Source organism: Pedobacter anseongensis (genome assembly GCF_037482965.1).
Lineage (GTDB): Bacteria > Bacteroidota > Bacteroidia > Sphingobacteriales > Sphingobacteriaceae > Pedobacter > Pedobacter anseongensis.
Genome location: NZ_JBBHKB010000002.1, coordinates 452797 through 476993, shown reverse-complemented (window position 1 = coordinate 476993; position 24197 = coordinate 452797). Strand labels below are relative to the sequence as shown.

Annotated in this window: 20 protein-coding genes, 2 tRNA genes and 3 rRNA genes; 16 read left to right on the top strand and 9 right to left on the bottom strand. The window is 40.2% G+C overall.

Going from position 1 to position 24197, the window contains the following annotated elements:
- Position 1 precedes the first annotated feature (1 nt).
- Positions 2-1054 carry a dTDP-glucose 4,6-dehydratase gene (gene rfbB / locus WG904_RS09225; RefSeq protein ID WP_339579012.1) on the top strand — a complete coding sequence of 351 codons (1053 nt, stop codon included), beginning with the start codon at positions 2-4 and terminating at the stop codon, positions 1052-1054.
- Positions 1055-1056: 2 nt separating this feature from the next.
- Entirely contained in the window at positions 1057-1791 is a 735-nt protein-coding gene (locus tag WG904_RS09220; RefSeq protein ID WP_339579011.1) for a tyrosine-protein phosphatase, read from the top strand.
- A gap of 59 nt (positions 1792-1850) precedes the next feature.
- On the opposite strand, the gene WG904_RS09215 is transcribed toward WG904_RS09220, so the two are convergent.
- Positions 1851-3083, bottom strand: coding sequence for an ABC transporter permease (locus WG904_RS09215; protein ID WP_339579010.1), 1233 nt, complete (start codon positions 3081-3083; stop codon positions 1851-1853).
- Positions 3084-3173: 90 nt separating this feature from the next.
- A complete protein-coding gene (locus WG904_RS09210) occupies positions 3174-3527 on the bottom strand; it encodes a HesB/IscA family protein (RefSeq protein ID WP_339579009.1) in 354 nt (117 codons plus the stop codon).
- Positions 3528-3620: 93 nt separating this feature from the next.
- Between WG904_RS09210 and WG904_RS09205 the strand changes: the two genes are divergently transcribed.
- From WG904_RS09205 to dnaA, 3 genes are all read left to right on the top strand, one after another.
- Entirely contained in the window at positions 3621-4151 is a 531-nt protein-coding gene (locus WG904_RS09205) for a DUF7935 family protein (RefSeq protein WP_339579008.1), read from the top strand.
- Positions 4152-4259: 108 nt separating this feature from the next.
- On the top strand, positions 4260-5804 hold the full coding sequence (locus WG904_RS09200) for an acyl-CoA mutase large subunit family protein (protein WP_339579007.1): 1545 nt from the start codon (positions 4260-4262) through the stop codon (positions 5802-5804).
- A gap of 193 nt (positions 5805-5997) precedes the next feature.
- Positions 5998-7428, top strand: coding sequence for a chromosomal replication initiator protein DnaA (gene dnaA, locus WG904_RS09195; protein ID WP_339579006.1), 1431 nt, complete (start codon positions 5998-6000; stop codon positions 7426-7428).
- 47 nt (positions 7429-7475) lie between these two features.
- Here the strand turns inward: dnaA and WG904_RS09190 are convergent, their stop codons facing one another.
- The gene (locus tag WG904_RS09190) at positions 7476-8189 is read right to left on the bottom strand and encodes a LytR/AlgR family response regulator transcription factor (RefSeq protein WP_339579005.1); all 714 of its coding nucleotides are present in this window, start codon (positions 8187-8189) and stop codon (positions 7476-7478) included.
- Positions 8186-9244, bottom strand: coding sequence for a sensor histidine kinase (locus tag WG904_RS09185; RefSeq protein WP_339579004.1), 1059 nt, complete (start codon positions 9242-9244; stop codon positions 8186-8188). Before WG904_RS09185 ends, WG904_RS09190 begins: the two co-directional genes overlap by 4 nt.
- A 203-nt stretch (positions 9245-9447) precedes the next feature.
- Here WG904_RS09185 and WG904_RS09180 point away from each other — a divergent pair, with 203 nt between their 5' ends.
- The gene (locus WG904_RS09180) at positions 9448-10506 is read left to right on the top strand and encodes a DUF4932 domain-containing protein (protein WP_339579003.1); all 1059 of its coding nucleotides are present in this window, start codon (positions 9448-9450) and stop codon (positions 10504-10506) included.
- Here WG904_RS09180 and WG904_RS09175 read toward each other — a convergent pair.
- The 5 genes from WG904_RS09175 to WG904_RS09155 all read right to left on the bottom strand — a co-directional run bounded on the left by WG904_RS09175 (position 10503) and on the right by WG904_RS09155 (position 13464).
- The gene (locus tag WG904_RS09175; protein ID WP_339579002.1) at positions 10503-11042 is read right to left on the bottom strand and encodes an NUDIX hydrolase; all 540 of its coding nucleotides are present in this window, start codon (positions 11040-11042) and stop codon (positions 10503-10505) included. The genes WG904_RS09180 and WG904_RS09175 overlap by 4 nt on opposite strands.
- 125 nt (positions 11043-11167) lie before the next feature.
- Entirely contained in the window at positions 11168-11554 is a 387-nt protein-coding gene (locus tag WG904_RS09170; protein ID WP_339579001.1) for a hypothetical protein, read from the bottom strand.
- Between the two features lie 4 nt (positions 11555-11558).
- On the bottom strand, positions 11559-12353 hold the full coding sequence (locus WG904_RS09165) for a TPM domain-containing protein (protein ID WP_339579000.1): 795 nt from the start codon (positions 12351-12353) through the stop codon (positions 11559-11561).
- A gap of 2 nt (positions 12354-12355) precedes the next feature.
- On the bottom strand, positions 12356-12799 hold the full coding sequence (locus WG904_RS09160) for a TPM domain-containing protein (RefSeq protein WP_339578999.1): 444 nt from the start codon (positions 12797-12799) through the stop codon (positions 12356-12358).
- An 80-nt stretch (positions 12800-12879) separates the two neighbouring features.
- On the bottom strand, positions 12880-13464 hold the full coding sequence (locus WG904_RS09155) for a LemA family protein (RefSeq protein ID WP_339578998.1): 585 nt from the start codon (positions 13462-13464) through the stop codon (positions 12880-12882).
- A gap of 269 nt (positions 13465-13733) precedes the next feature.
- Here WG904_RS09155 and WG904_RS09150 point away from each other — a divergent pair, with 269 nt between their 5' ends.
- The 10 genes from WG904_RS09150 to WG904_RS09105 all read left to right on the top strand — a co-directional run bounded on the left by WG904_RS09150 (position 13734) and on the right by WG904_RS09105 (position 24130).
- A complete protein-coding gene (locus WG904_RS09150) occupies positions 13734-15272 on the top strand; it encodes an NAD(P)/FAD-dependent oxidoreductase (RefSeq protein ID WP_339578997.1) in 1539 nt (512 codons plus the stop codon).
- Between the two features lie 33 nt (positions 15273-15305).
- The gene (locus tag WG904_RS09145; protein ID WP_339578996.1) at positions 15306-15782 is read left to right on the top strand and encodes a DinB family protein; all 477 of its coding nucleotides are present in this window, start codon (positions 15306-15308) and stop codon (positions 15780-15782) included.
- A gap of 31 nt (positions 15783-15813) precedes the next feature.
- Positions 15814-16173, top strand: a complete 360-nt coding sequence (locus WG904_RS09140; RefSeq protein ID WP_339579332.1) for a CoA-binding protein — start codon at positions 15814-15816, stop codon at positions 16171-16173.
- Positions 16174-16372: 199 nt separating this feature from the next.
- Positions 16373-16507: a hypothetical protein gene (locus WG904_RS09135; RefSeq protein WP_339578995.1), complete on the top strand. Its 135-nt coding sequence runs from the start codon at positions 16373-16375 to the stop codon at positions 16505-16507.
- 375 nt (positions 16508-16882) lie between these two features.
- Positions 16883-18400: ribosomal RNA gene (locus WG904_RS09130) — 16S ribosomal RNA — on the top strand.
- 184 nt (positions 18401-18584) lie between these two features.
- Positions 18585-18659, top strand: a tRNA-Ile gene (locus tag WG904_RS09125).
- 82 nt (positions 18660-18741) lie between these two features.
- Positions 18742-18818: transfer RNA gene (locus tag WG904_RS09120), tRNA-Ala, on the top strand.
- Positions 18819-19068: 250 nt separating this feature from the next.
- Positions 19069-21947, top strand: a 23S ribosomal RNA gene (locus WG904_RS09115).
- A gap of 137 nt (positions 21948-22084) precedes the next feature.
- Positions 22085-22196, top strand: a 5S ribosomal RNA gene (rrf, locus tag WG904_RS09110).
- Together the 16S, 23S and 5S rRNA genes with 2 tRNA genes alongside form the textbook arrangement of a ribosomal RNA operon.
- Positions 22197-22345: 149 nt before the next feature.
- Positions 22346-24130 carry a S8 family peptidase gene (locus tag WG904_RS09105; RefSeq protein ID WP_339578994.1) on the top strand — a complete coding sequence of 595 codons (1785 nt, stop codon included), beginning with the start codon at positions 22346-22348 and terminating at the stop codon, positions 24128-24130.
- The last annotated feature ends 67 nt before the right edge of the window (positions 24131-24197 follow it).

Genomic DNA, 24197 nt, shown 5'->3' with positions numbered 1-24197 from the left:
AATGAACAAAGTTTTAATTACAGGAGGAGCAGGATTTATTGGTTCGCATGTGGTGCGTAGGTTTTTATTGAACTACCCAAATTATCAAATCGTAAATCTCGACGCACTAACCTATGCTGGTAATTTGGCAAACCTGAAAGATGTAGAGCATTTGCCGAATTATAAATTTATAAAGGCCGATATTACCGATGCAAAACAAATAAATCAGATTTTTCAATCTGAAAATTTTGATGCTGTTATCCATTTGGCTGCAGAATCTCATGTTGACCGATCTATTGCAGACCCCAGCGCTTTTGTGATAACCAATGTAATTGGTACCGTTAACCTTTTAAATGCAGCGAGAGAATACTGGAAAGGAAAATATGACAAAAAAAGATTTTATCACGTAAGTACAGACGAGGTGTATGGCGCATTAGGCGCAGAAGGAATGTTTACCGAAACCACTGCTTACGATCCCCATAGCCCTTATTCGGCATCTAAAGCTAGCTCAGATCACTTTGTGCGTGCTTACCACGATACCTATGGGTTAGATTGTGTAATTTCAAATTGCTCAAATAATTACGGCTCTCACCACTTTCCAGAGAAATTAATACCTTTAGCCATAAATAACATAAAAAATAATAAACCAGTTCCTGTATATGGAAAGGGAGAAAATATACGCGATTGGCTTTGGGTAGAAGATCATGCGAGGGCAATTGATGTAATTTTTCACGGCGCAAAAACTGGAGAAACCTTTAATATAGGCGGACATAATGAATGGAAAAATATTGATTTGATTCAGTTATTATGTGAAATAATGGATAGAAAGTTAAATCGGAAAGAGGGTGAATCTGCAAAACTGATTACTTTTGTAACGGATAGAGCGGGACACGATTTGCGTTATGCAATAGATTCTACTAAATTGCAAAAGGAATTAGACTGGGTACCGAGTTTGCAATTTGAAGAAGGACTAGAAAAAACGGTAGATTGGTACTTAGCAAACGAAGAATGGCTTATTAACGTTACTTCAGGAAGCTACCAGTCTTATTATGAAACACAATACCACGGGAAATAATTTTGTTTGGACTATTTAAAAAGAAGCGCAAAGAACCTGAAATTAATTTTTCGGTAATCGGTGCAGATATGCATTCGCATATTTTGCCGGGTATCGACGATGGAGCAAGAACCATTGAAGATTCTATTGCATTGGCACGACGATTTGAGGCATTAAACTATAAAAAGCTTATTGCTACACCTCATGTAATGGCCGATTATTTTAGAAATACGCCAGATAGCATTAATCGCGCACTTAATAAACTAAGAGAAGCATTACATCAAAATCAAATTAACCTAGAAGTAGATGCTGCGGCAGAATACTACATGGACGAAACGTTCGAAAAGAAGATTAGAGAAAAATCAGTTTTAACTTTTGGAGCTAATTATTTGCTTTTCGAACTTTCTTTTATCAATTATCCTTCGAACATTAACGAAATGATAAAATTGATGCTGGATAGTGGATATCAACCTGTTTTAGCACATCCAGAGCGCTATCCTTATTTTCACGGAACAGTAGATAATTATAGCCGCATTAAAGAGCAAAACTGTCTTCTCCAAACCAATGCAATTGCCTTAACAGGATATTATGGCCCTGGACCTAAACAATTAGCAGAAGAAATGATCGAAAATAACCTTGTGGATTTTGTAGGCAGCGATATGCACCACCTCCGCCATGCAGATGCCTTGAGAGAAAGTCTTTATACGCCTAGTTTGCAACAGCTACTTAGTAGACCGCTTAAGAATTCGGCACTTTAATTAGTTAATTTCTGAATTAACCAATTTGCACATCCTCAATTAGCACATTCCCGAATTAACTACTCGTACCTCAGCGCCTCAACAGGGTCTAATTTCGACGCTTTCTTTGCAGGATAATACCCAGACATAATCCCAACACCTACGCAAAGGATTAAGCCACCTATAATAAATAGCCAAGGGATAATAAACGTTCCGCCCATTGAGAGGGAGATTAGATTTCCAATTCCAATACCGAGTAAAATCCCGAAAGCACCTCCAATAAGACAAATTACCACCGCCTCAATTAAAAATTGTTTACGTATTGTTGAGGGGTTTGCACCAATAGCTTTTCTAATCCCAATCTCTCGAGTTCTTTCGGTAACCGATACTAACATAATATTCATCAGCCCAATAGATGCACCTATTAACGTAATCGTGCCAATTGCAATTCCCCCAATAGCTACCCAAGCTAGGTTTTCAAAGAGAGTCTGCGCAACGGCATCACTCTTTGTAACCTCAAAATTATTGGGTTCTTTAACCTTTACCTTTCTAATGTTCCGAAATTCGGCTGTAGCTTCACCTATAACGTTATCCATTAAATCGTTATTTGCTACCATTACAGTAATGGTATACGACGGATTGTTATTTGAATTAATCAGTTTTGCCTTAAGCAAGGGAATATAAACCACACGATCGGTATTTGGACCCATGCTAGAGCCCTTTGCTACCAAAACACCAATTACTTTTAATCGATTATTGCCAACAGTAATAACTTTATCTAGAGGCGTCTCCGTTTTGAAAACTGTTTTTGCAATTTCGGCACCTATAATACACACATTATTGGCGCTTTCTGCTTCTATTGGACTAAAATTTCTTCCTTGGGCCAATTCTAAACCCTGAGAAGCTAATCCATTTTCGTCAATTCCTTGAATATTGATATTTGGATTTGTTTTTTCTGTACCATACTTTACCGTAGCACCACCGCTGGCATATACACTAACGGCAACCGTTGCAGGAGCATTTAAGCGCTTTTTAAAGGCAGTTGCATCTTCGTATCGAATAGATTTAAAAGGCTTAGGGCGCTTTCCACTTCCCCCAACTCTAATTCCTGTTCCGCGGTTGCGGATGTTAAACGAATTAGCACCCATGCTCGAAAACGCATCTGTCATGCTCTTTTTAACCGCATCGAGTGTAGTTAATATGCCAACCAATGCAGATAAACCAATGGCGATGATGAGTGCGGTAAGTAAAGTACGCAAACGGTTACTTTTAATAGATTGCAGTGCAATTCTTACGTTTTCGGTATAAGTCATTTGATAAAGATAATTTCTTTAGGGCGTAAAAATAAAAAGTCCCGTTATTTAGACAACGAGACCTTGTATATTGTTACAAAATGAATGCTATTAAACCGAGAAACTCGTACCGCAACCGCATGAACTTGCAGCGTTAGGATTGCTGAACGTAAATCCGCGAGAATTTAACCCATCCTGCCAGTCAATCTCCATCCCTAATAAATACATTTGATGCGCTTTGTGCATAAACACTTTAATGCCTTCAATAAAAAATTCTTGATCGCCGTCTTTTTTCTGATCAAAGCCTAAAACATAGCTCATTCCAGAACAGCCACCACCTTCAACACCTACACGTAGGCCGAAATCTTCGGCAATCTCTTGCTGATCTTTTAATTTAAAAAGTTCTTTCACGGCACCCTCAGTAAAAGATACGGGTGCAAAAGCAGTTTCAACAGTGTTACTCATGATATTTAAATTTTTATCTGCGGTAAATATAAATATAAATGCACATTTTTGCTTTTCATACCCTGTTAATATTACCGTAATTAAACAATACTCATGATTGCAAAAAAAGATCTTATTGATTTGCTCGTTCTATTATTGGGCATTTTTGGTGCATTAATGGCATTTTATCAATTCATTAAAAGCGATATTCAGCGTTTTTTCGATTTAAAAACAAACGAATTGAATAAAGAAAGCAGGGCTTCGTTACTTCCACTTCGGTTGCAAGCACACGAGCGGTTGATTATTTTTGTAGAGCGCATTAATCCAGCCAACTTATTAGTACGCTTGCATCAGCAAGGCATAGGTTTAAAAGAATTACAGAACCTCATAGTAAACGATGTGAAAACAGAATTTCAACATAACATTGCGCAACAGCTGTATGTAAATTCTTCGAGCTGGAATGTAATCCGTAAATTAAAAGACGATACTATTGCCATGATCAATAACGCAGTGCTAGGTTTGCCAGCTACTGCCACAGGAATAGATCTAAGTAAGAAAGTATTGCAACACATGGCAAGCATTTCCGAAAATCCGTACGATTTAACCATCGATCATTTGAAGAAGGATATACAAGGATTGTTTTAACAAGAACAGAGTAGTTAGTATTAGTATCTAGATTGGATGCATAAAGAAAACTTTAGGATATTAAGCAATAGCCGCTAAATCTAACTACTATATACCAACTACTAAAATATGAACAAAAAACACACTACCACTTCGGGCATTGAGATTAAAGACCTCTATACTTCGGCTAAAACGCTAACTGAGACGCCTGGGCAATTTCCATTTACTAGGGGAATACAAAAGGATATGTATCGTGGTAGGTTGTGGACCATGAGACAATATGCTGGTTTTTCTACTGCCGAAGAATCTAACAAACGCTATCATTATCTTTTGGCTCAAGGTACCATGGGATTATCGGTAGCTTTCGATTTGCCCACGCAGATTGGATACGATTCAGATCACGAAATGGCCGAAGGTGAAGTAGGTAAAGTAGGAGTAGCGATCGATTCGCTAAAAGACATCGAAATCCTGTTCGAGGGCATTGAATTAAAAAAGATTACGACTTCTATGACAATCAATGCAACTGCATCTATATTGCTGGCGATGTACATTGCATTAGCAAAAAAGCAAGGTGCCGATTTAAAGGAGATCTCGGGTACGATACAAAACGACATTTTAAAAGAATATGCTGCAAGAGGAACCTATATCTACCCTCCCAAACCTTCGATGCGTATTATTACCGATATTTTCGAATATTGTAGCAAGGAAGTTCCGAAATGGAATACGATTTCTATTTCTGGCTACCATATTCGTGAAGCAGGTTCTACCGCTGTGCAAGAATTGGCCTTTACCTTGGCAAATGGGAAAGCCTATTTAACGGCAGCGTTAGAAAAGGGCTTAGATATTAACGTATTTGCAAAGCGCTTGTCGTTCTTCTTTAACTGTCACAATAATTTCTTTGAAGAAATCGCCAAGTTTAGAGCGGCGCGGCGAATGTGGGCGCACCTTACCAAATCGCTAGGTGCTACCGACCCAAAGGCGCAAATGCTAAGGTTTCATACACAAACTGGAGGGAGTACGCTTACCGCACAGCAACCGTTAAATAATATAATTCGTGTAACCAATCAGGCCATGGCTGCAGTGTTAGGTGGCACGCAATCTTTACATACAAATGGTTACGACGAAGCGTTGTCGCTCCCTACTGAAGCTGCCGCTAAAATTGCACTGCGAACACAGCAGATAATTGCTTTCGAAAGTGGCGTAACCGACACCGTTGATCCTTTGGCAGGATCTTATTTTGTGGAAAGCCTAACCAACGAAATTGAAGCTGCAGCGAAAGTATATATTGATAATATCGATGCTATGGGTGGATCGGTTAATGCGATAGAAAATGGCTACATCCAACAAGAAATCGCAAATGCTGCTTACCAATATCAAATAGAGGTCGAATCAGCCGAAAGAATTATCGTAGGTGTAAATAAATTTACCCAAGAGAAGGAAGGCATCACCGATGTGTTAAACATCGATGAAACGATAAGGACTATTCAAACCGATAAGCTAAATCAATTAAAAATCGAAAGAAACAATGATTTGGTAGCTTTAGCGCTGAATAACCTAAAAGAAGCCGCAAAATCTGAGCAAAATCTAATGCCTTTTATCCTTATTGCAGTTGAAGAATATGCCACACTTGGCGAGATTTCTGACGCATTGCGAAGTGTATTCGGAGAATATTAAATTAAGGTTAAAATATAGTTATCCACACAATAAATTTAGGTTAAGCGGGATATGCTACTGCATTTGAACTACTTACGAAATAATTGAAAAAATTGTTCTTTTTGTTGATAATTTTTTGAATATTCGATAACTCAAAAGTGCGTATCCGTAACGCACTTATTAGCATTGAAAACCAACAAATTATAGAATAACAATGGAAAAAACTTGTACCGAAGTATGGAAAAACTGTCTCCAAATAATTAAGGATAACATTCCGACCCAAAGTTTCAAAACTTGGTTCGAACCGATATCTGCACTTAAATTAGATGGAAACATTTTAACCATTCAGGTGCCTAGTTTATTTTTTTACGAATGGCTCGAAGAACACTATGTTGGTCTGCTCCGTAAAACAGTAAAAAAACAATTGGGAGATGACGGACGATTGGAATATAATATCGTAGTCGATAAATCATCAAACAGCGGCTCACCTTATACCACAAACATGCCTTCAAACGGAAATGGGGCAGAAGCAAAAATACAATCGATGCCAATTCCGGTATCGATAAATAAAGACATTAAAAATCCGTTTATCATACCTGGGCTAAAAAAGTTAAATGTAGATCCGCAATTAAATGCAAATTATACATTCGATAATTATATTGAAGGTGATTGCAATCGTTTAGCACGCTCCGCAGGTTATGCAGTAGCAGCAAAGCCAGGGGGTACTTCATTTAATCCATTAATGATTTATGGTGGTGTTGGTTTAGGTAAAACGCATTTAGCACAAGCTATCGGGAATGAGATTAAACGCAGTATGCCAGATAAGCTTGTAATCTATGTTTCTTGTGAAAAATTCTGTCAACAATTTGTTGACTCATTAAAAAACAACACCATTAACGATTTTGTTAATTTCTACCAAGCGATGGATGTAATCATCATGGACGATGTTCATAATTTTGCTGGCAAAGAAAAAACACAGGATATTTTCTTTCATATTTTTAATCACCTGCATCAATCAGGTAAGCAAGTTATCTTAACTTCTGATAAAGCCCCAAAAGATTTGGCTGGCTTAGAAGAGCGCTTATTAAGTCGTTTTAAATGGGGCTTGTCTGCCGATTTACAGATTCCCGATTTAGAAACCCGTATTGCTATACTTAAAAAGAAAATGTATGCAGATGGGATTGAACTGCCAAGTGAAGTAATAGAATATGTAGCGCACAATATCGATAATAATGTTCGTGAATTGGAAGGTGCGATGGTTTCGCTTTTGGCACAATCTACCTTAAATAAAAAAGACATCGATTTAGCTTTGGCTAAGCAAATGTTAAAGAATTTTATCAAAAACACCTCGAAGGAAATTTCGATGGAATATATTCAAAAATTAGTTTGCGAATATTTTGAAGTGCCGGTTGATATGGTAAAATCGCAAACCCGTAAACGCGAAATTGTACAAGCACGTCAAATCTCCATGTATTTGTCGAAAAGCCACACTAAATCTTCCTTAAAAACAATTGGTGCTTTCTTCGGCGGTCGCGATCACTCTACCGTAATCTACGCTTGCCAAACGGTTGAAGATTTAATCGAAACAGATAAGAAGTTTAAGGCATACGTAAACGATATTCAGAAGAAACTGAAAATGAGTTAATTTTCATCAAACCTCACAGGTTTCCAAACCTTGTGAGGTTTTGATTTTTATTTAATATCAATTGCCCGATAAAATTCTTCTCGATACACATCCCCTAAAGGAATAACCATATCGCCGATGTAAATTCGACTTCGCTCAATACTATCTATTTTTTTTAATGCAACAATATAGGATTTATGGACTCTAACAAATTCTTTCATCGGCAGTTGCTCCTCTGTTTTTTTTATGTTCTGTAAAGAAATTATCTTTTCATTCAATGTGAAAATTGCCACATAATTTTGCATTCCTTCTACATATAAGATATCTGATGTGTTTATTTTAACTAATTTATATTCAGTTTTAACAAATATGAAATCATTTTCTTTAGCTAAATGGATGATGTCTTTGGTAGAGGGAGCCAAAATGGCGGTAAAATAATGCTTTGCTTTTTGTATTGCTTTATAAAATCGCTCGAACGAAATGGGCTTTAATAGATAATCGATCGCATCATTCTCAAATCCCTCTAATGCATACTCAGCGTAGGCTGTTGTTAAAATTACTTTACACTTGCCTTGTACTATTTTCATTAATTGAACGCCAGTAAGTTGTGGCATTTGAATATCTAAGAAAACCAAGTCTATTTCATTTCCCATTATAATGTCTATTGCCTGAAGAGGATTGGTTGTGCTAAATTCTAAAGTTAGTCCTGGTATTTTCGATATATAATCAGTTAAGATGTCAATAGCTAAGGGCTTGTCATCAACAATAACACATTTAATCATAGGGTTTCAATCTTTAAAATAATTGAAAATGAGTTTGCTTCGTCTTTCACATCAAGCACATGCTTTTCCGGATAAATTAGGGCTAATCTTCTTTTAACATTTGTTAACCCAATACCTACTGTTTTATCTTTGTTTGAATGGTTTTTTAAATTGCTTACGCTAAAAATTAAGTGCAAGGGATTTAGTACTAATTTAATCAAAATTGGATTAGAAAAATCATCATCTATCCCATGTTTAAATGCATTCTCAACAAAATTTATCAATATTAAAGGTGCAATTTGTTGGTTTTCTACAATCCCCTCAATTTCGAAGTTAACATATGCTGATCCTTTCTGCCCAATTTTGTGCAACTCAATTACGTTTCGAAGGTATTCGATTTCTTTCTGTAAATCTGTAAAATGATCATCACTTTCCTTGAGCATGTAACGAAGCAAAGCAGATAACTTTAGCACAGCCGAGGGTGCTTGTGGCGATTGATAATAGGTGAGTGCGTATATATCATTTAACGTATTAAAGAGGAAATGCGGGTTAATTTGAGATTTTAAGAAGGCAAGTTCAGCAACTGTTTTCTCGTTTTCTAAAGTTATTCGCTTTCTGTTGTTGGTATACCATTCCATAATTATGAAATAGACAAATCCATAGATGAAATAACTGTAAAACGTGTAAAGTACAATGTTTTTGATATACCATAATGTAGTAGGAGTATTCCCATTATAATTGTCGAAATTTAAATAAGGTAGAAAGAAATGGTATTCTAACAAATAACGATAAATAGGTTGTATACAAAATAGTAAAAACATACAACCAATGCCTTTTGCCCACTTTCGATATTTTAAATACAATGGGGCAATTAAATTTGCTGTCATGTAAAAGGCAAATATATTCATGCTTAAATAACCCAATTCAATTAACAAGTAATCCGTAAATAATTCGACCGAATTTGGCCGGTTCGCAAAAGATCTTATGGTATTATTTAAATAGGGAGGCAAAAAACTATTTAGGAAGATAAGTAGCCAAATCAATACATGTAAGCCAATTTTATATTTCTTCTTCATCGTCAAATATATAATCAATTTTATTTAGAGATGGCAGAAAATCCATAATCTGTCAATTTTCATACACCAAAGGCACTATTTAATCGATGAACTCTGCTAAATGAAGTTCATGGGTTTATCAATGTTTTTTGGGTTGTTATCAATTTTATCCATAAGATTTTCAACAGTTTTATAAGATTTGAGGTATATAAAAAATAACACAAATGAAGAAAATAATTCTAATCTCTCTTATCCTAATCTCAGCCTTAATCACTAAGGCGCAAGAAAAATTAGTCGTTAACGTTCACCCAGGTGTCGAACTATTTACGATCATACAAATTTTGGGCGATAAATTCCCAAATCCAAATCCGTCGACATACAGTAAGGAAGTAATGGATTATTTTGGAAAGTATAAAGACCATCCAGCAGTGCAAAAAGTTAAAAGCTTTAAAAAGGTATTCACTGATTTAACTGAACTGGGGTGGACAATGTCTGATTTCCCAAATATTAAGATATATGAACCGACGGTAGATTTAAATTGGTACAAACATAATGGTAAAGAAGAAACGCTAAGTTATATTAAGTTGTGTAAAGACTTCTTCTACGATACTAAATTTTGGGACTTTTATCAAGCGCATGCCAAGCAATATGAGAAGTGGGGGCGAGAAATTAGGGCAAAAATGGCAGAAAACAACGTTATAGTTCAGCTTCAAGATTTTTATAAATTTAACGCTGATGTGCAATGGTATATATGTATCGACCCACTTAATAGCTGGGGATCTCATGCTATTACTACGAAAAATATAAATCCCCAATTTTCGAATGTTATCGTGTATAACACAGGTTATTTTAATGGCAGTTCAACTGTTCAAGACGAACCTATGTTCGAGTATAAAGGCTTCGATTATTTGGTATGGCACGAAGGTAGTCATGTGTTTTTAAGCTCTACTTTTGCAAAATATAAAACCGAAATCGAAGCATTAGCTTATCTATTCAACAAAGAGGATGAAGGGATGAAGCGGAATGGAATTGGGGATTGGACGTATTGTTTAAACGAGAATTTGGTTCGATCTATAGTTGGATGTCTTTATGATAAGTACAAAACAGAACGCGAATTTAAAAAACAAGTGGCGAGGGAGACAGCAAATGATTTTATTTTTGTAGATGATTTAGTTCCATTTATTAGAGAAAACTACCTGAATAAAAAGAAATATAAAAATTTTCAAACTTTTTTCCCAGAAGTGTTGAAATTTTTAGGGAAAAGGTATCCAGCGAAAGCTTAAATCGCATTTAATCCATAGAATAGACCAGCTACGTGAAGTGCCTGGTCTATTTTGTTATCGACTAAAAGTTCTCGAACTTCTTCAATCGTATATTCTTCTACATTTAGAATTTCATGCTCATCTAATTGTTGCTGGTGCGTTTTTACACCGCCAGTTAATAAAAAAGTGAAGGTTTTATTGTTTGATGTGGCTGGATTAGGATAAAGTGTTGATACAAGTTTGCAGGTATCAAAGCTATACCCAGTTTCTTCCAATAGCTCCCGCTTGATGGCATCTTCCGGAGATTCATCGCCGTCCATTACCCCGCCTGGGATTTCTAAAGAAATGATATCGGCTGCATATCGATATTGCCTTACTAAAAGTATTTTTCCCTGTTCAGTTATGGCCACAGCATTTACCCAATTTGGATATTCTAGAACATAGTAGTCATCTTTAACTGCTCCACCTTGTAATTTACAGGTGTCGACTCTTAATGTTGCCCACTTTTCTTTTACCAAATATTTTGAGGCAAGCTTTTGCCATTTTAGAATTTCCATTTCTTGAAATTTTATTTATAACTCTCTTCCTTAAATCGTTATATCGAACGCAGCGCCAGCGAGGAGATAGCTGTTGGCTAGTTATCTTGTGCCTCGTTACCTTGCTCTGTCGAGATGACGATTCTTTACAAATACTGCTGAATAGTCTTCTGCCGATGCAAATTAACTAAGTGTACAATTTTATGTTTGTTTGAAAGCTCATTATAAATGCGGTCTAGTTTAGGTGCAATCAGTTTATTTATTTTTTCGCTCCGACCCAATTCATAATATAAAAACTCACTAAGCGAGTCCAATTTTTCTGCAGAAAGTGCTGAGCCGGCTAGCCAATTTTCAAATGATGACATATCCGGGTCTAAAAGCAATGCGGTCGACAAGCCGAAACTATCATTCATTGTTTGTTGAAATAAGGCCTCGGCTTCAATAACTTTTGAATCTAATTTTAACCCCATAATACGTGCTAAAACCTGCGCTAGTCTTTCTATTTCGGCTGTAATAAGGTCTCTTCTGTACATGATACTACCAGCTTCCGCTACTTCCACCACCGCCAAAACTGCCGCCGCCAAAGCCACCAAAACCTCCACCACCGCTACTTCCACCGCCAAAACCTCCTCCAAAGCTACCGCCTCCTCCACCTCTACCCGATCCGCCAAGCAATAAGCCCCATAGTAAGCCTTCTGCAACACCACGGCCACTAATTACTTGCCTACCTCCTCCACCGCCGCCGCCACGTTTTCCAATAATAAAAATAACAATTACAATAATGATAATCACAATAATGCCCGCACCACCTGCTTTTCCGCCATTCTTTGATTTAGCTTTAGGCTGATCATTTTTATATTCACCCTTGGTTAACGAAATAATAGAATTAGTGCCTGCTTCAATCCCAGAATAATAATCTCCTTCCTTAAAATAAGGCTTAATGTCGTTCTCAATAATCCGTTTGGTATATATATCAGGTAAAGCACCCTCTAAACCATACCCAGTTTGGATAGACATTTTGCGATCACCAATCGCAATTAGCAAAATTACCCCGTTATTTTTAGTTTTTCCACCGATTCCCCATTTCCGTCCAAGTTCTAGGGCATATTCATTAATGTCATAGTCCCCAACCGTTTTAACAATTACTACCGCTATTTGATTCGAGGTAGAATCATCAAAGGCAACTAGCTTTTGCTCAAGCCGTGCAATCTGTTCTGCAGAGAGGGTGTTTGTTTGGTCAGTAACCAGCTTATTGCTTTTTTCTGGGAAACTTTGAGCGAAGCTAAAAAACAAGCTAAGGCTAAAAAGCACCGAGAGCATTAATTTCTTCATCATTATTTGTTTTCCTCTTGATTCATGTAAATAATATCATTTGGCAATTCATTCACGTCCCCATTTTGATATGGGAAAAATAATGCTAATTTTTCGCCTGCCAATGCAACACCCGCTATAATTCCTTCCGCAATGTTACCACTTAAAAAATGAGCTTTCATAGCCACCTGTGTGGTTTCCCAAAAATCGCTGGGAACAACTGTATCGATACCACGATCGCCAATAATTGCAAATTTATGGTCTTCGTGAGCCAAATAAATCAAAACCCCATTATGTTGAGCGGTTTTATCCATTCCTAATTCTGCAAAATACTCGGTAGCGCGTTCAAATGCACTTCCATGGCAATGTTTATCAATCGCAATCCTGATTTCTCCTGAAGTTGCTTTTTCAGCAGCAGCAATTGCATTTGCTATTGATTCTTGTTCTTTCGTAGTGAAAATTGACATATATAAATTATATTAATAAAGTAAAGGGCAATAAATGTTCGTGATAAACAGTTATTACCCTTAAATGTTAGCGCAATTTACTAAAACTCTACTTTGGGAGCGTTTTGAGCGCCTGCGTCAGCTTTAAACGCAGCTTTAGGAGCAAAACCAAATATTCCAGCAGTTAAGTTATTTGGGAATGATCTTACTTTGGTATTGTAGGCCTGAACCGATTCGTTAAAGTCTTTTCTAGCTACTGTGATCCTATTTTCAGTTCCCTCCAATTGAGCAGAAAGCTCGCTAAATTGCTGAGTCGCTTTTAATTCTGGATAATTTTCGGTTAAAACCATTAATTTCCCCAAGGCTTGAGTGATCTGACCTTGTGCAGCTTGATATTTCTCGATATTTTCTGCATTCAATTTATCAGGATCAATAGTGATTTTACTCGCACTAGCACGAGCTTCTATAACAGCAGTCAATGTGCTTTGCTCAAATTTAGCTGCACCTTTCACCGTGCTTACGAGGTTAGGAATTAAATCCGCCCTGCGCTGGTATTGCGTCTCAACGTTACTCCACTTGGTCTGAACGTCAACATCCATTTTAACTAAGCTGTTATAACCATTACAACCAGCAAAAACAATTAATAAGATTACTACTCCAATTGCTGCAAATACTATTTTCTTCATTTTATTTTTTTTTAGGTTCTTAATCAAGGATTAGATATCAATACTCATGCCTTGTTACGAAAGCAGACAAAATACTGACAAGTTGCCATTCCGAAGTTAGTAGTTTTAGGTTAAGAATTAGCAGTTTTCTTTCAATTTTGTCCGAAAGTCCAAAAGAAATGGCAAGGCATCCAAAACATTCCAACCTCTTAACTTTAAAACAATTAACCAACTAACCAACTAATTCGGTAAATTTGCATTATTCAGGATAAAAACCTGACCCCATATTTATGATTAAAGAAATTGAAATCACACTTTCGCCAGAACTGGTAACCAATGCCGATGCTATTAAAGCACAACTTGCGGCAATCCTAAAAATAAAGATCGCTCGAATACAGGCTTATCAAATTGTTAAACGATCTATCGATGCTAGGGCAAGAAAGGTGATTTACCGCCTGCAGGTGAGAGCTTTTATTGATGAACCTTTTTTAAAGGAAGTAGCCGCTTTTAATTATCCCCCAGTAAAAAATGAAAATGCTGTAATTATAGTAGGCGCTGGTCCTGCAGGCCTATTTGCGGCTTTACAATGCCTAGAAAATGGCTTAAAACCAATCGTTATCGAGCGAGGTAAAGATGTAAAACAGCGCCGGCGAGATTTGGCGGTTATAAATAAAGAAGGCCTTGTAAATACCGAATCAAATTATTGCTACGGTGAAGGGGGGGCTGGAACCTATTCTGACGGTAAATTATATACACGTTCTAACAAGAGAGGTGATATTAATAAGGTGTTGCAGTTGTTTGTTCAGCATGGCGCTGATGAGGATATTCTAATTGATGCGCGACCGCATATTGGGACCAATAAATTACCCCAAATTATATCCGCTATTCGCGAAACCATTGAAAAAGCAGGGGGTGTGGTAAGATTTGATTCGAAATTAACTGATTTTTTAATTGAAAAAGGTCAAATTAAAGGGGTTATTGTAAATCAAGAAGAAGAAATTTTGGCTGATTGGGTGATTTTGGCTACTGGACACTCAGCCAGAGATATATATGAACTACTTCAGTTGAAGAATATTTTGATTGAAGCGAAACCTTTTGCGCTAGGTGTGCGAATCGAGCATCCACAAGAAATTATCGATAGTGCACAATATCATTGTGATATACGGAGCGAGTTTTTGCCACCTGCCTATTACAGTATGGTGGAACAAGTGAAAACAAGGGGGGTATTTTCTTTTTGCATGTGTCCTGGGGGAATTATTGCACCTTGTGCTACAGGGGCCGACGAGGTTGTGGTAAATGGCTGGTCGCCCTCAAAACGAAATAATCCTTTTGCAAATTCGGGTACGGTGGTGCAGGTTACTTTAGATGATGTTCAGGGTTATGATCCCTTACGGATGCTAAATTTCCAATCCGAAATCGAGAAGTTGGCTTTCGAGGCAGGGGGTGGTAATTTAGTAGCGCCTGCACAGCGGATGATAGACTTTGTAGAGAATCGATTGTCGATCGATTTGCCTAAAAACTCATATTTGCCCGGCACAAAAAGTGTGATGTTAGATAATATTCTACCCAATTTCGTGTCTGAAAGTTTAAAAGCTGCATTACCTTTATTTGGAAAAAAGATGAAAGGATACTACACCAATGAAGCAATTTTGGTTGGTGTAGAAAGCCGAACCTCATCGCCTGTGCGTATTCCAAGAGATAAAGAAACTTTTCAGCACCCACAAATTTCAGGGCTTTTTCCTTGTGCAGAAGGCGCTGGTTACGCTGGAGGGATAGTCTCTGCCGCAATTGATGGCATAAATTGTGCGAATGCTATTGGTAAGAGGTAAAAACATTAGCTGAAATTTTTTTGTTTAACTAATATGGAACTTAATCTTATTTCTGAACTAAAAAAAGCATTTAATGGCGATGCATGGCATGGGGGTAATTTGATTCAACAACTTCATTTTGTAAAGCCTGAAAATGCGTTTCATCATTTTATTCCAAATGCGCATTCTATTGCAGAGTTAGTTTTGCACATTACAGCGTGGACGGATGAAGTAAATTCGCGATTGCTCGGGGCGGTAGCAAAAGAACCAGTGGCTGGCGATTGGCCAATGCCAAATTCGAACACGCATAAGGAATGGGAAAAGATTGTGTTTGATTGTAAAACAAGCAATGAAGAATTGATTAGGGTTTGTGAAGGGTTAAGTGAAGTTGCTTGGAACGATGAAGTTAAAGACGATCGAGATAGGGAATTAGGCTCGGGTGTGAGCAATACAGAACTTATTAACGGATTAATTCAACATCATGCATATCATTCAGGTCAAATCGCTTTGCTATTAAAATTTAACCTTTAAAAAAATCGTCATCGGATGACAATACAGAAAAATTATGAAAACGTTAATTATTGGCGCTTCGCCAGACTCATCAAGATATGCATATAAGGCTGCTCATATGTTAAAGCGCTTTGGGCATGATATTGTGAATGTTGGTATTAAAAAGGGAGAAGTAGCTGGGGTGGCGATTGAGAAACCAGAACATATTTATAATGATATTGATACGATAACCTTATATATAGGTGTAGCGTTGCAAGCGCAGTACCACGATTATATCTTGGAGACTAAACCCAGGAGGGTAATTTTTAACCCTGGAACCGAGAATGTGGAGTTGCAAGCGCTACTTCAGCAACACGATATTGAGCCGGTTGAGGCCTGTACCTTGGTGTTGTTAAGCACTGGGCAATATTAGTTTTCAATTTTACTTGGTGTTAATCATACACTTAGCTTTTTTTCTTCAATAAAAAGCTATATCAAGTTTGTATTAGCCATATTTTTTTCTACTTTTGCATCCCGCTTCGGAGGAAACGGGCAGTAATTGAAGGTTAGAAGAACAAAGTAGCTTATTTAAAGCGACTTAAGCTGAGCTTTAAAAAACTTTAAAATAAATTTTGGAAAGGGCGAAACTTTTTCTACCTTTGCAACCCGCTACGGAGGTAACGGGGCAAGGGATTTGGATGATTGTGGCGGGGGTTGATTTGGGATATGGGGAACGGGTGCTGGCCAGGCGAATTATTTTAAAATAAAGTTTGGTAGTAATAAAAAGTTTTCTACCTTTGCAGTCCCAAACGAAACGGGAGCCAGCCAACGGATGTTGGGGAAGCGAATAACGAGATTGAAACGATGCTTGACCGAAGGGGAGCGGTGGACTAAAAAGGACCACTGGTGAACCGGAGGGGGGTTATCGCAACAGATACAGGTCACCGCGAGGTACGACCGGAAAGTTCATTAAAGAGATATCATTATACAAGCGCGACGGGGCAAACAGTACGGTTTACAAAGTACATGTTACCGTTGCTTTTCTTAAGTCTGCACGATCAGACAACATACAACAATAGAATACAATTAGACTATTAGAATTCGTTAGAATAAGAATGGTCAGTGTTCGAACTACACATTTTACAATGGAGAGTTTGATCCTGGCTCAGGATGAACGCTAGCGGCAGGCCTAATACATGCAAGTCGAGGGGTAGTGGAGCTTGCTCCATGAGACCGGCGCACGGGTGCGTAACGCGTATGCAACCTACCTTCATCTGGGGGATAGCCCGAAGAAATTCGGATTAACACCGCATAAAATCACAGGACGGCATCGTCCAATGATCAAATATTTATAGGATGGGGATGGGCATGCGTGCCATTAGTTAGTTGGCGGGGTAACGGCCCACCAAGACCGCGATGGCTAGGGGATCTGAGAGGATGACCCCCCACACTGGTACTGAGACACGGACCAGACTCCTACGGGAGGCAGCAGTAAGGAATATTGGTCAATGGAGGCAACTCTGAACCAGCCATGCCGCGTGCAGGAAGACAGCCCTCTGGGTCGTAAACTGCTTTTATTCGGGAATAAACCTATCTACGTGTAGATAGCTGAATGTACCGAAGGAATAAGGATCGGCTAACTCCGTGCCAGCAGCCGCGGTAATACGGAGGATCCAAGCGTTATCCGGATTTATTGGGTTTAAAGGGTGCGTAGGCGGCCTGTTAAGTCAGGGGTGAAAGACGGTAGCTCAACTATCGCAGTGCCCTTGATACTGATGGGCTTGAATACACTAGAGGTAGGCGGAATGTGACAAGTAGCGGTGAAATGCATAGATATGTCACAGAACACCGATTGCGAAGGCAGCTTACTATGGTGTCATTGACGCTGAGGCACGAAAGCGTGGGGATCAAACAGGATTAGATACCCTGGTAGTCCACGCCCTAAACGATGAATACTCGCTGTTAGCGATATACAGTTAGCGGCTAAGCGAAAGCGTTAAGTATTCCACCTGGGGAGTACGCCCGCAAGGGTGAAACTCAAAGGAATTGACGGGGGCCCGCACAAGCGGAGGAGCATGTGGTTTAATTCGATGATACGCGAGGAACCTTACCCGGGCTTGAAAGTTAGTGAAGGTCCCAGAGATGGGACCGTCCGCAAGGACACGAAACTAGGTGCTGCATGGCTGTCGTCAGCTCGTGCCGTGAGGTGTTGGGTTAAGTCCCGCAACGAGCGCAACCCCTATGTTTAGTTGCCAGCACGTTATGGTGGGGACTCTAAACAGACTGCCTGTGCAAACAGAGAGGAAGGAGGGGACGACGTCAAGTCATCATGGCCCTTACGTCCGGGGCTACACACGTGCTACAATGGATGGTACAGAGGGCAGCAAGCTGGCAACAGCAAGCAAATCTCAAAAAGCCATTCACAGTTCGGATTGGGGTCTGCAACTCGACCCCATGAAGTTGGATTCGCTAGTAATCGCATATCAGCAATGATGCGGTGAATACGTTCCCGGGCCTTGTACACACCGCCCGTCAAGCCATGGAAGTTGGGGGTACCTAAAGTACGTAACCGCAAGGAGCGTCCTAGGGTAAAACCGATAACTGGGGCTAAGTCGTAACAAGGTAGCCGTACCGGAAGGTGCGGCTGGAATACCTCCTTTCTGGAGTAGTACAGACTACCCGCCGCGCTAAAAATGATAATGATATATATCTCTTAAGGAAAACCCAGAAGATGAAGCCATCAGTGGTTCTGCAGGGAAAGTGCAGGGACGGATCGGTTTTCGGTTAGCGGAGCAGCAAGCAGTTCGAATCTGATACTGCGAAGGTGCCCGATGGCCCATGCAAAGTCCCGTAGCTCAGCCTGGTTAGAGCACTACACTGATAATGTAGGGGTCTCCAGTTCAAATCTGGACGGGACTACTATAGCGAGTTTGGAGCCTGGAGCGGGGAGTTTGGAGTTTTCACTCGGAACTCGGAACTCACAACTCACGACTGTCTTTATGGGGGATTAGCTCAGCTGGCTAGAGCGCCTGCCTTGCACGCAGGAGGTCAACGGTTCGACTCCGTTATTCTCCACCATCACCGGTGCTGTTACAGAAGCACGCAAATAGTTTCCCATCGATGGGAGACCGGGATCGAAAAGTTCTTTGACATATTGGAAGAAGTTAAAAAAGAAGAGCAAACAACAATAGAGACGTTGTTTACTTGAGTACTTGGCAGCAGGTATGGAGTAAGAGGGCCCCGGTCTGATTACGATGTGCCGGAGCCCTGTGCTAAAAGGGACAATTATCAAAAAAGCATTCATGCAGGCGCAAAAGGCTGCATGGAGAAGAAAGTAAGAAAGAGTATACGGGGGATGCCTTGGCTCTCAGAGGCGATGAAAGACGTGATAAGCTGCGATAAGCCGTGGGGATTAGCAAATATGAATTGATCCGCGGATTTCTGAATGGGGAAACCTAGCTAGTTGAAGACTAGTTGCACATAGTGCGCAAACCTGCCGAACTGAAACATCTAAGTAAGCAGAGGAAGAGAAAATAACAATGATTTCCTAAGTAGTGGCGAGCGAAAGGGAAAGAGCCCAAACCACTTATGTTACGGCATATGTGGGGTTGTAGGACTACGATGTGTCATTAGCTGAATGAACTGGAATGGGATGGGAAGCCCAGCAATATACGGTGATAGCCCGGTACAGGAAAGTAAAGCTAGGCTAGTAGTATCCTGAGTACCGCGAGGTCGGAGACGCCTTGTGGGAATCTGCCGGCACCATCCGGTAAGGCTAAATACTCCTGAGAGACCGATAGTGAACCAGTACCGTGAGGGAAAGGTGAAAAGAACCCCGAACAGGGGAGTGAAATAGAACCTGAAACCGTATACTTACAAGCGGTCGGAGCGTCCAGGTGGCGTGACGGCGTGCCTTTTGCATAATGAGCCTACGAGTTACTCTTCCCTGGCAAGGTTAAGTGTCTAAGGCACGGATCCGAAGCGAAAGCGAGTCTGAATAGGGCGTATAGTCAGGGGAGGTAGACGCGAAACCTTGTGATCTACCCATGGACAGGTTGAAGGTGCGGTAACACGTACTGGAGGACCGAACCGATAAACGTTGAAAAGTTTCCGGATGATCTGTGGGTAGGGGTGAAAGGCTAATCAAACTGGGAAATAGCTCGTACTCCCCGAAATGTTTTTAGGAACAGCGTGGACATTGAGTTACATAGAGGTAGAGCTACTGATTGGGTGCGGGGGAGTCAAATCCTACCAAATCCAGACAAACTCCGAATGCTATGTAACATGGTCTGCAGTGAGGCGCGGGGTGCTAAGGTCACGCGCCGAGAGGGAAAGAACCCAGACCATCAGCTAAGGTCCCTAAATTACCGCTAAGTTGAACTAACGAGGTGCGATTGCATAGACAGCTAGGATGTTGGCTTGGAAGCAGCCATTCATTTAAAGAGTGCGTAACAGCTCACTAGTCGAGCGATCGTGCATGGATAATAAACGGGCATTAAGCGGTATACCGAAGCTATGGATGATATTTATATCATGGTAGGGGAGCATTCCAGCGGCAGCGAAGTTGTAGCGTGAGCTATGGTGGAGCTTCTGGAAAAGCAAATGTAGGCATAAGTAACGATAAGGCGGGAGAGAAACCCGCCCACCGAAAGGATAAGGTTTCCTGATCAACGCTAATCGGATCAGGGTTAGTCGGGGCCTAAGGAGAACCCGAAGGGGATATTCGATGGACAACGGTTTAATATTACCGTACTTTTTATAGATGCGATGTGGGGACGGAGTAGTGACACTGCCGCGAACTGACGGAATAGTTCGTTGAAGACTGTAGGTATTGGGATGGTAGGCAAATCCGCCAATCCAGCTGAACGTCGATAGTACCGCGAGCCTTCGGGTAAGTGGATAGCGCAGGTAATCAGACTTCCAAGAAAAACCGCTAAGCTCCAGTCTATAAAGACCCGTACCGCAAACCGACACAGGTATCCGGGAAGAGAATTCTAAGGTGCTCGAGTGAATCATGGCTAAGGAACTCGGCAAAATGGCCCTGTAACTTCGGGAGAAGGGGCGCTGGTAGCAATATCAGCCGCAGTGAAAAGGCCCAGGCGACTGTTTAACAAAAACACATGGCTTTGCAAAATCGAAAGATGAGGTATAAGGCCTGACACCTGCCCGGTGCTGGAAGGTTAAGAGGGGATGTCATCCGCAAGGAGAAGCATTGAATCGAAGCCCCAGTAAACGGCGGCCGTAACTATAACGGTCCTAAGGTAGCGAAATTCCTTGTCGGGTAAGTTCCGACCTGCACGAATGGTGTAACGATCTGGGCGCTGTCTCAGCCATGAGCTCGGTGAAATTGTGGTCCCGGTGAAGACGCCGGGTACCCGCAACGGGACGGAAAGACCCCATGCACCTTCACTACAATTTAACATTGACATTGGATACAGGATGTGTAGGATAGGTGGGAGGCTTTGAAGCGGCGTCGCTAGGCGTCGTGGAGCCAACGTTGAAATACCACCCTTTCTGTATTCGGTGTCTAATCCCGCCCAGCGGGAGACATTGTTTGATGGGTAGTTTGACTGGGGTGGTCGCCTCCAAAAAGGTAACGGAGGCTTTCAAAGGTAAGCTCAGTACGCTTGGTAACCGTACGGGGAGTGCAATAGCATAAGCTTGCTTGACTGTGAGGCAGACAAGCCGAGCAGGGTCGAAAGACGGATATAGTGATCCGGTGGTTCTGCATGGAAGGGCCATCGCTCAAAGGATAAAAGGTACGCTGGGGATAACAGGCTGATCTCCCCCAAGAGCTCATATCGACGGGGAGGTTTGGCACCTCGATGTCGGCTCGTCACATCCTGGGGCTGGAGAAGGTCCCAAGGGTTCGGCTGTTCGCCGATTAAAGTGGCACGCGAGCTGGGTTCAGAACGTCGCGAGACAGTTCGGTCCCTATCTGTTGTGGGCGTAGGAATTTTGAGTGGGGCTGACCTTAGTACGAGAGGACCGGGTTGGACTAGCCTCTAGTGAATCTGTTGTTCCGCCAGGGGCATTGCAGAGTAGCTACGCTGGGGATAGATAAGCGCTGAAAGCATCTAAGTGCGAAACTAGCCACGAGATGAGAATTCCATATAGGGCCGTAGAAGACTACTACGTTGATAGGATATAGATGTAAAGCTGGCGACAGCACAGTCGAGTATTACTAATAACCCGAAGCTTTCAAGAGCAATAGAACTGTTGTTTGTTCTTCCCAACTAACTTCTTTCAATAACATGTCAATTAGGTTGTAGGTTGTAGGTTGTAAGTGGTACGTTCGGTAACGTATAGCTTGGGCCGTATGACTTCACACTTAACTATGATATTTAGGTGCCTATATCGGCGGTGTCCACCTCTTCCCATTCCGAACAGAGAAGTTAAGCCCGCCAGAGCCGATGGTACTGCAGTAACATGTGGGAGAGTAGGTCGGCGCCAAATCTTAAAGAGCCCCGTAGCATTCGCTACGGGGCTTCTTTTTTTTACAAACTTTCCATGTTAAATAGTGTTAAAAACAAGGCAACTTTAATTGTCTAGCTTTTAAAACTGTATTTTTGTAAATTACGTTAATCGTTTAAACACATTTGAACATGAAGACCCTTAAGATTTATATATTTTTAGCATTTTTTATTGCAACAAACATCTCAGTTTTTGCGCAAGATAAAAATGTGATTCTCCCGAAAAATTGGTTTAACCTAGATTTAGCAACATCCGGCTATTTTGGTATAAGTACCGAAAAAGCATACAATGAACTGTTAATTAACATGAAACCTAAAGTCAAAATAATTGTTGCAGTAATCGACGGAGGAACCGACATTAAACATGAAGATTTAAAAGATGTATTGTGGACCAACACCAAAGAAATTCCTGGAAATGGGGTCGACGACGACGGAAATGGTTATATTGATGATATTCACGGATGGAATTTTATAGGCTCAAAAAAGGGAAATTTAACCTATGATAATTTGGAATTGGTTAGAATTTTAAGGAAATATAAACCTAAGTTTAGGTCGACCATTATGACTACGGTTTTAGACAGCTCAGAAAAAGCAGAGTTTAGAATATATAAACGCGCTGAAGCTGAATTTGGAAAGAAATACGACGAAGCAGCTCAAGCTTTTCCATTTTATATTGCCATCAAAAAGGTGTTAGATACAGTAGCTTTTACCAGTAAAAAGGAAATCCCATCGTTAGAGGATATAGACAATTATAAAGCTGATGATGAAATGGAAGAGCAAATTAAAAAAATCATTAGAAAAGGAGCGAAAGACGAAGGTAGCATCGAGAAATTTTATACTACGATACAGAAAGGTTATAAGGAATTAGACGTGATGCTAAAGTATAACCTTAATGAGAAATACGACGAAAGGGCAGAAATGGTGGGCGATGATTATGCGAATTCGGCAGAAAGAATTTATGGCAATAATGATGTAACCGGGCCAGATGCAGATCACGGAACCCATGTTTCGGGTATTATCGGCGCTAACCGAGCTAACGAATTAGGGATACTTGGTGTAGCGAATAATGTAGCTATAATGTCTATCCGTGTGGTGCCACAAGGTGATGAGAGGGACAAAGATGTAGCTAACGGGATTCGTTATGCAGTAGATAATGGCGCGAGAGTAATTAATATGAGCTTTGGTAAAGGATTTAAATGGGATAAAAAAATAGTGGATGAGGCCGTAAAGTACGCCGAGTCAAAAAATGTACTTTTAGTCCATGCTGCAGGTAACGATAATAATGATAACGATGAAGTTGAAAACTACCCAAATAAGTATTTCGATAGTCCAGAAGCTGAAGCACATTTCAAAGCTAAGCCCAAACGTGAATTAGGTTTTGTACCTCCTAAAAGTGTAGAAAATCAGGGCTCGTCGCCATATGGTAACGATTACGGCGACCAAAGAATGGGAATGAGATATAGAACACCAGTTAAAGTAGTGGATACAGCGAAATTTAAACTTCCTCACGCTAATAATTGGATTGAAGTTGGTGCAAGTGCATACCGGGATGACGACGAATTAAAGGCGTCTTTCTCTAATTATGGTAAATTTAACGTCGATGTGTTTGCCCCAGGTTTTATGATTAATTCTACTGTTCCAAATGATAAATACGAAGAATTTGATGGTACAAGTATGGCCGCTCCAGTTGTTTCTGGATTATCTGCTTTAATTTTGAGCTACTATCCAGAATTAAAGGCATCCGAAGTAAGAGATATTCTCATCAAATCGGTTGCGAAAGTAAATCACAAAGTGAAATATAAAAATGATAAGGGCGAAACCGTAAGATCTACATTTAATGATATTTGTGTAAGTGGAGGGATTGTGAATGCGTATAATGCATTATTAATGGCTGCAACTTACAATAGAGCGAACTAAGGCTAATAAATCTTAATAAAAGTCCTTCTCGATTTATCGAGGAAGGACTTTTTTATGCGCCGTAATA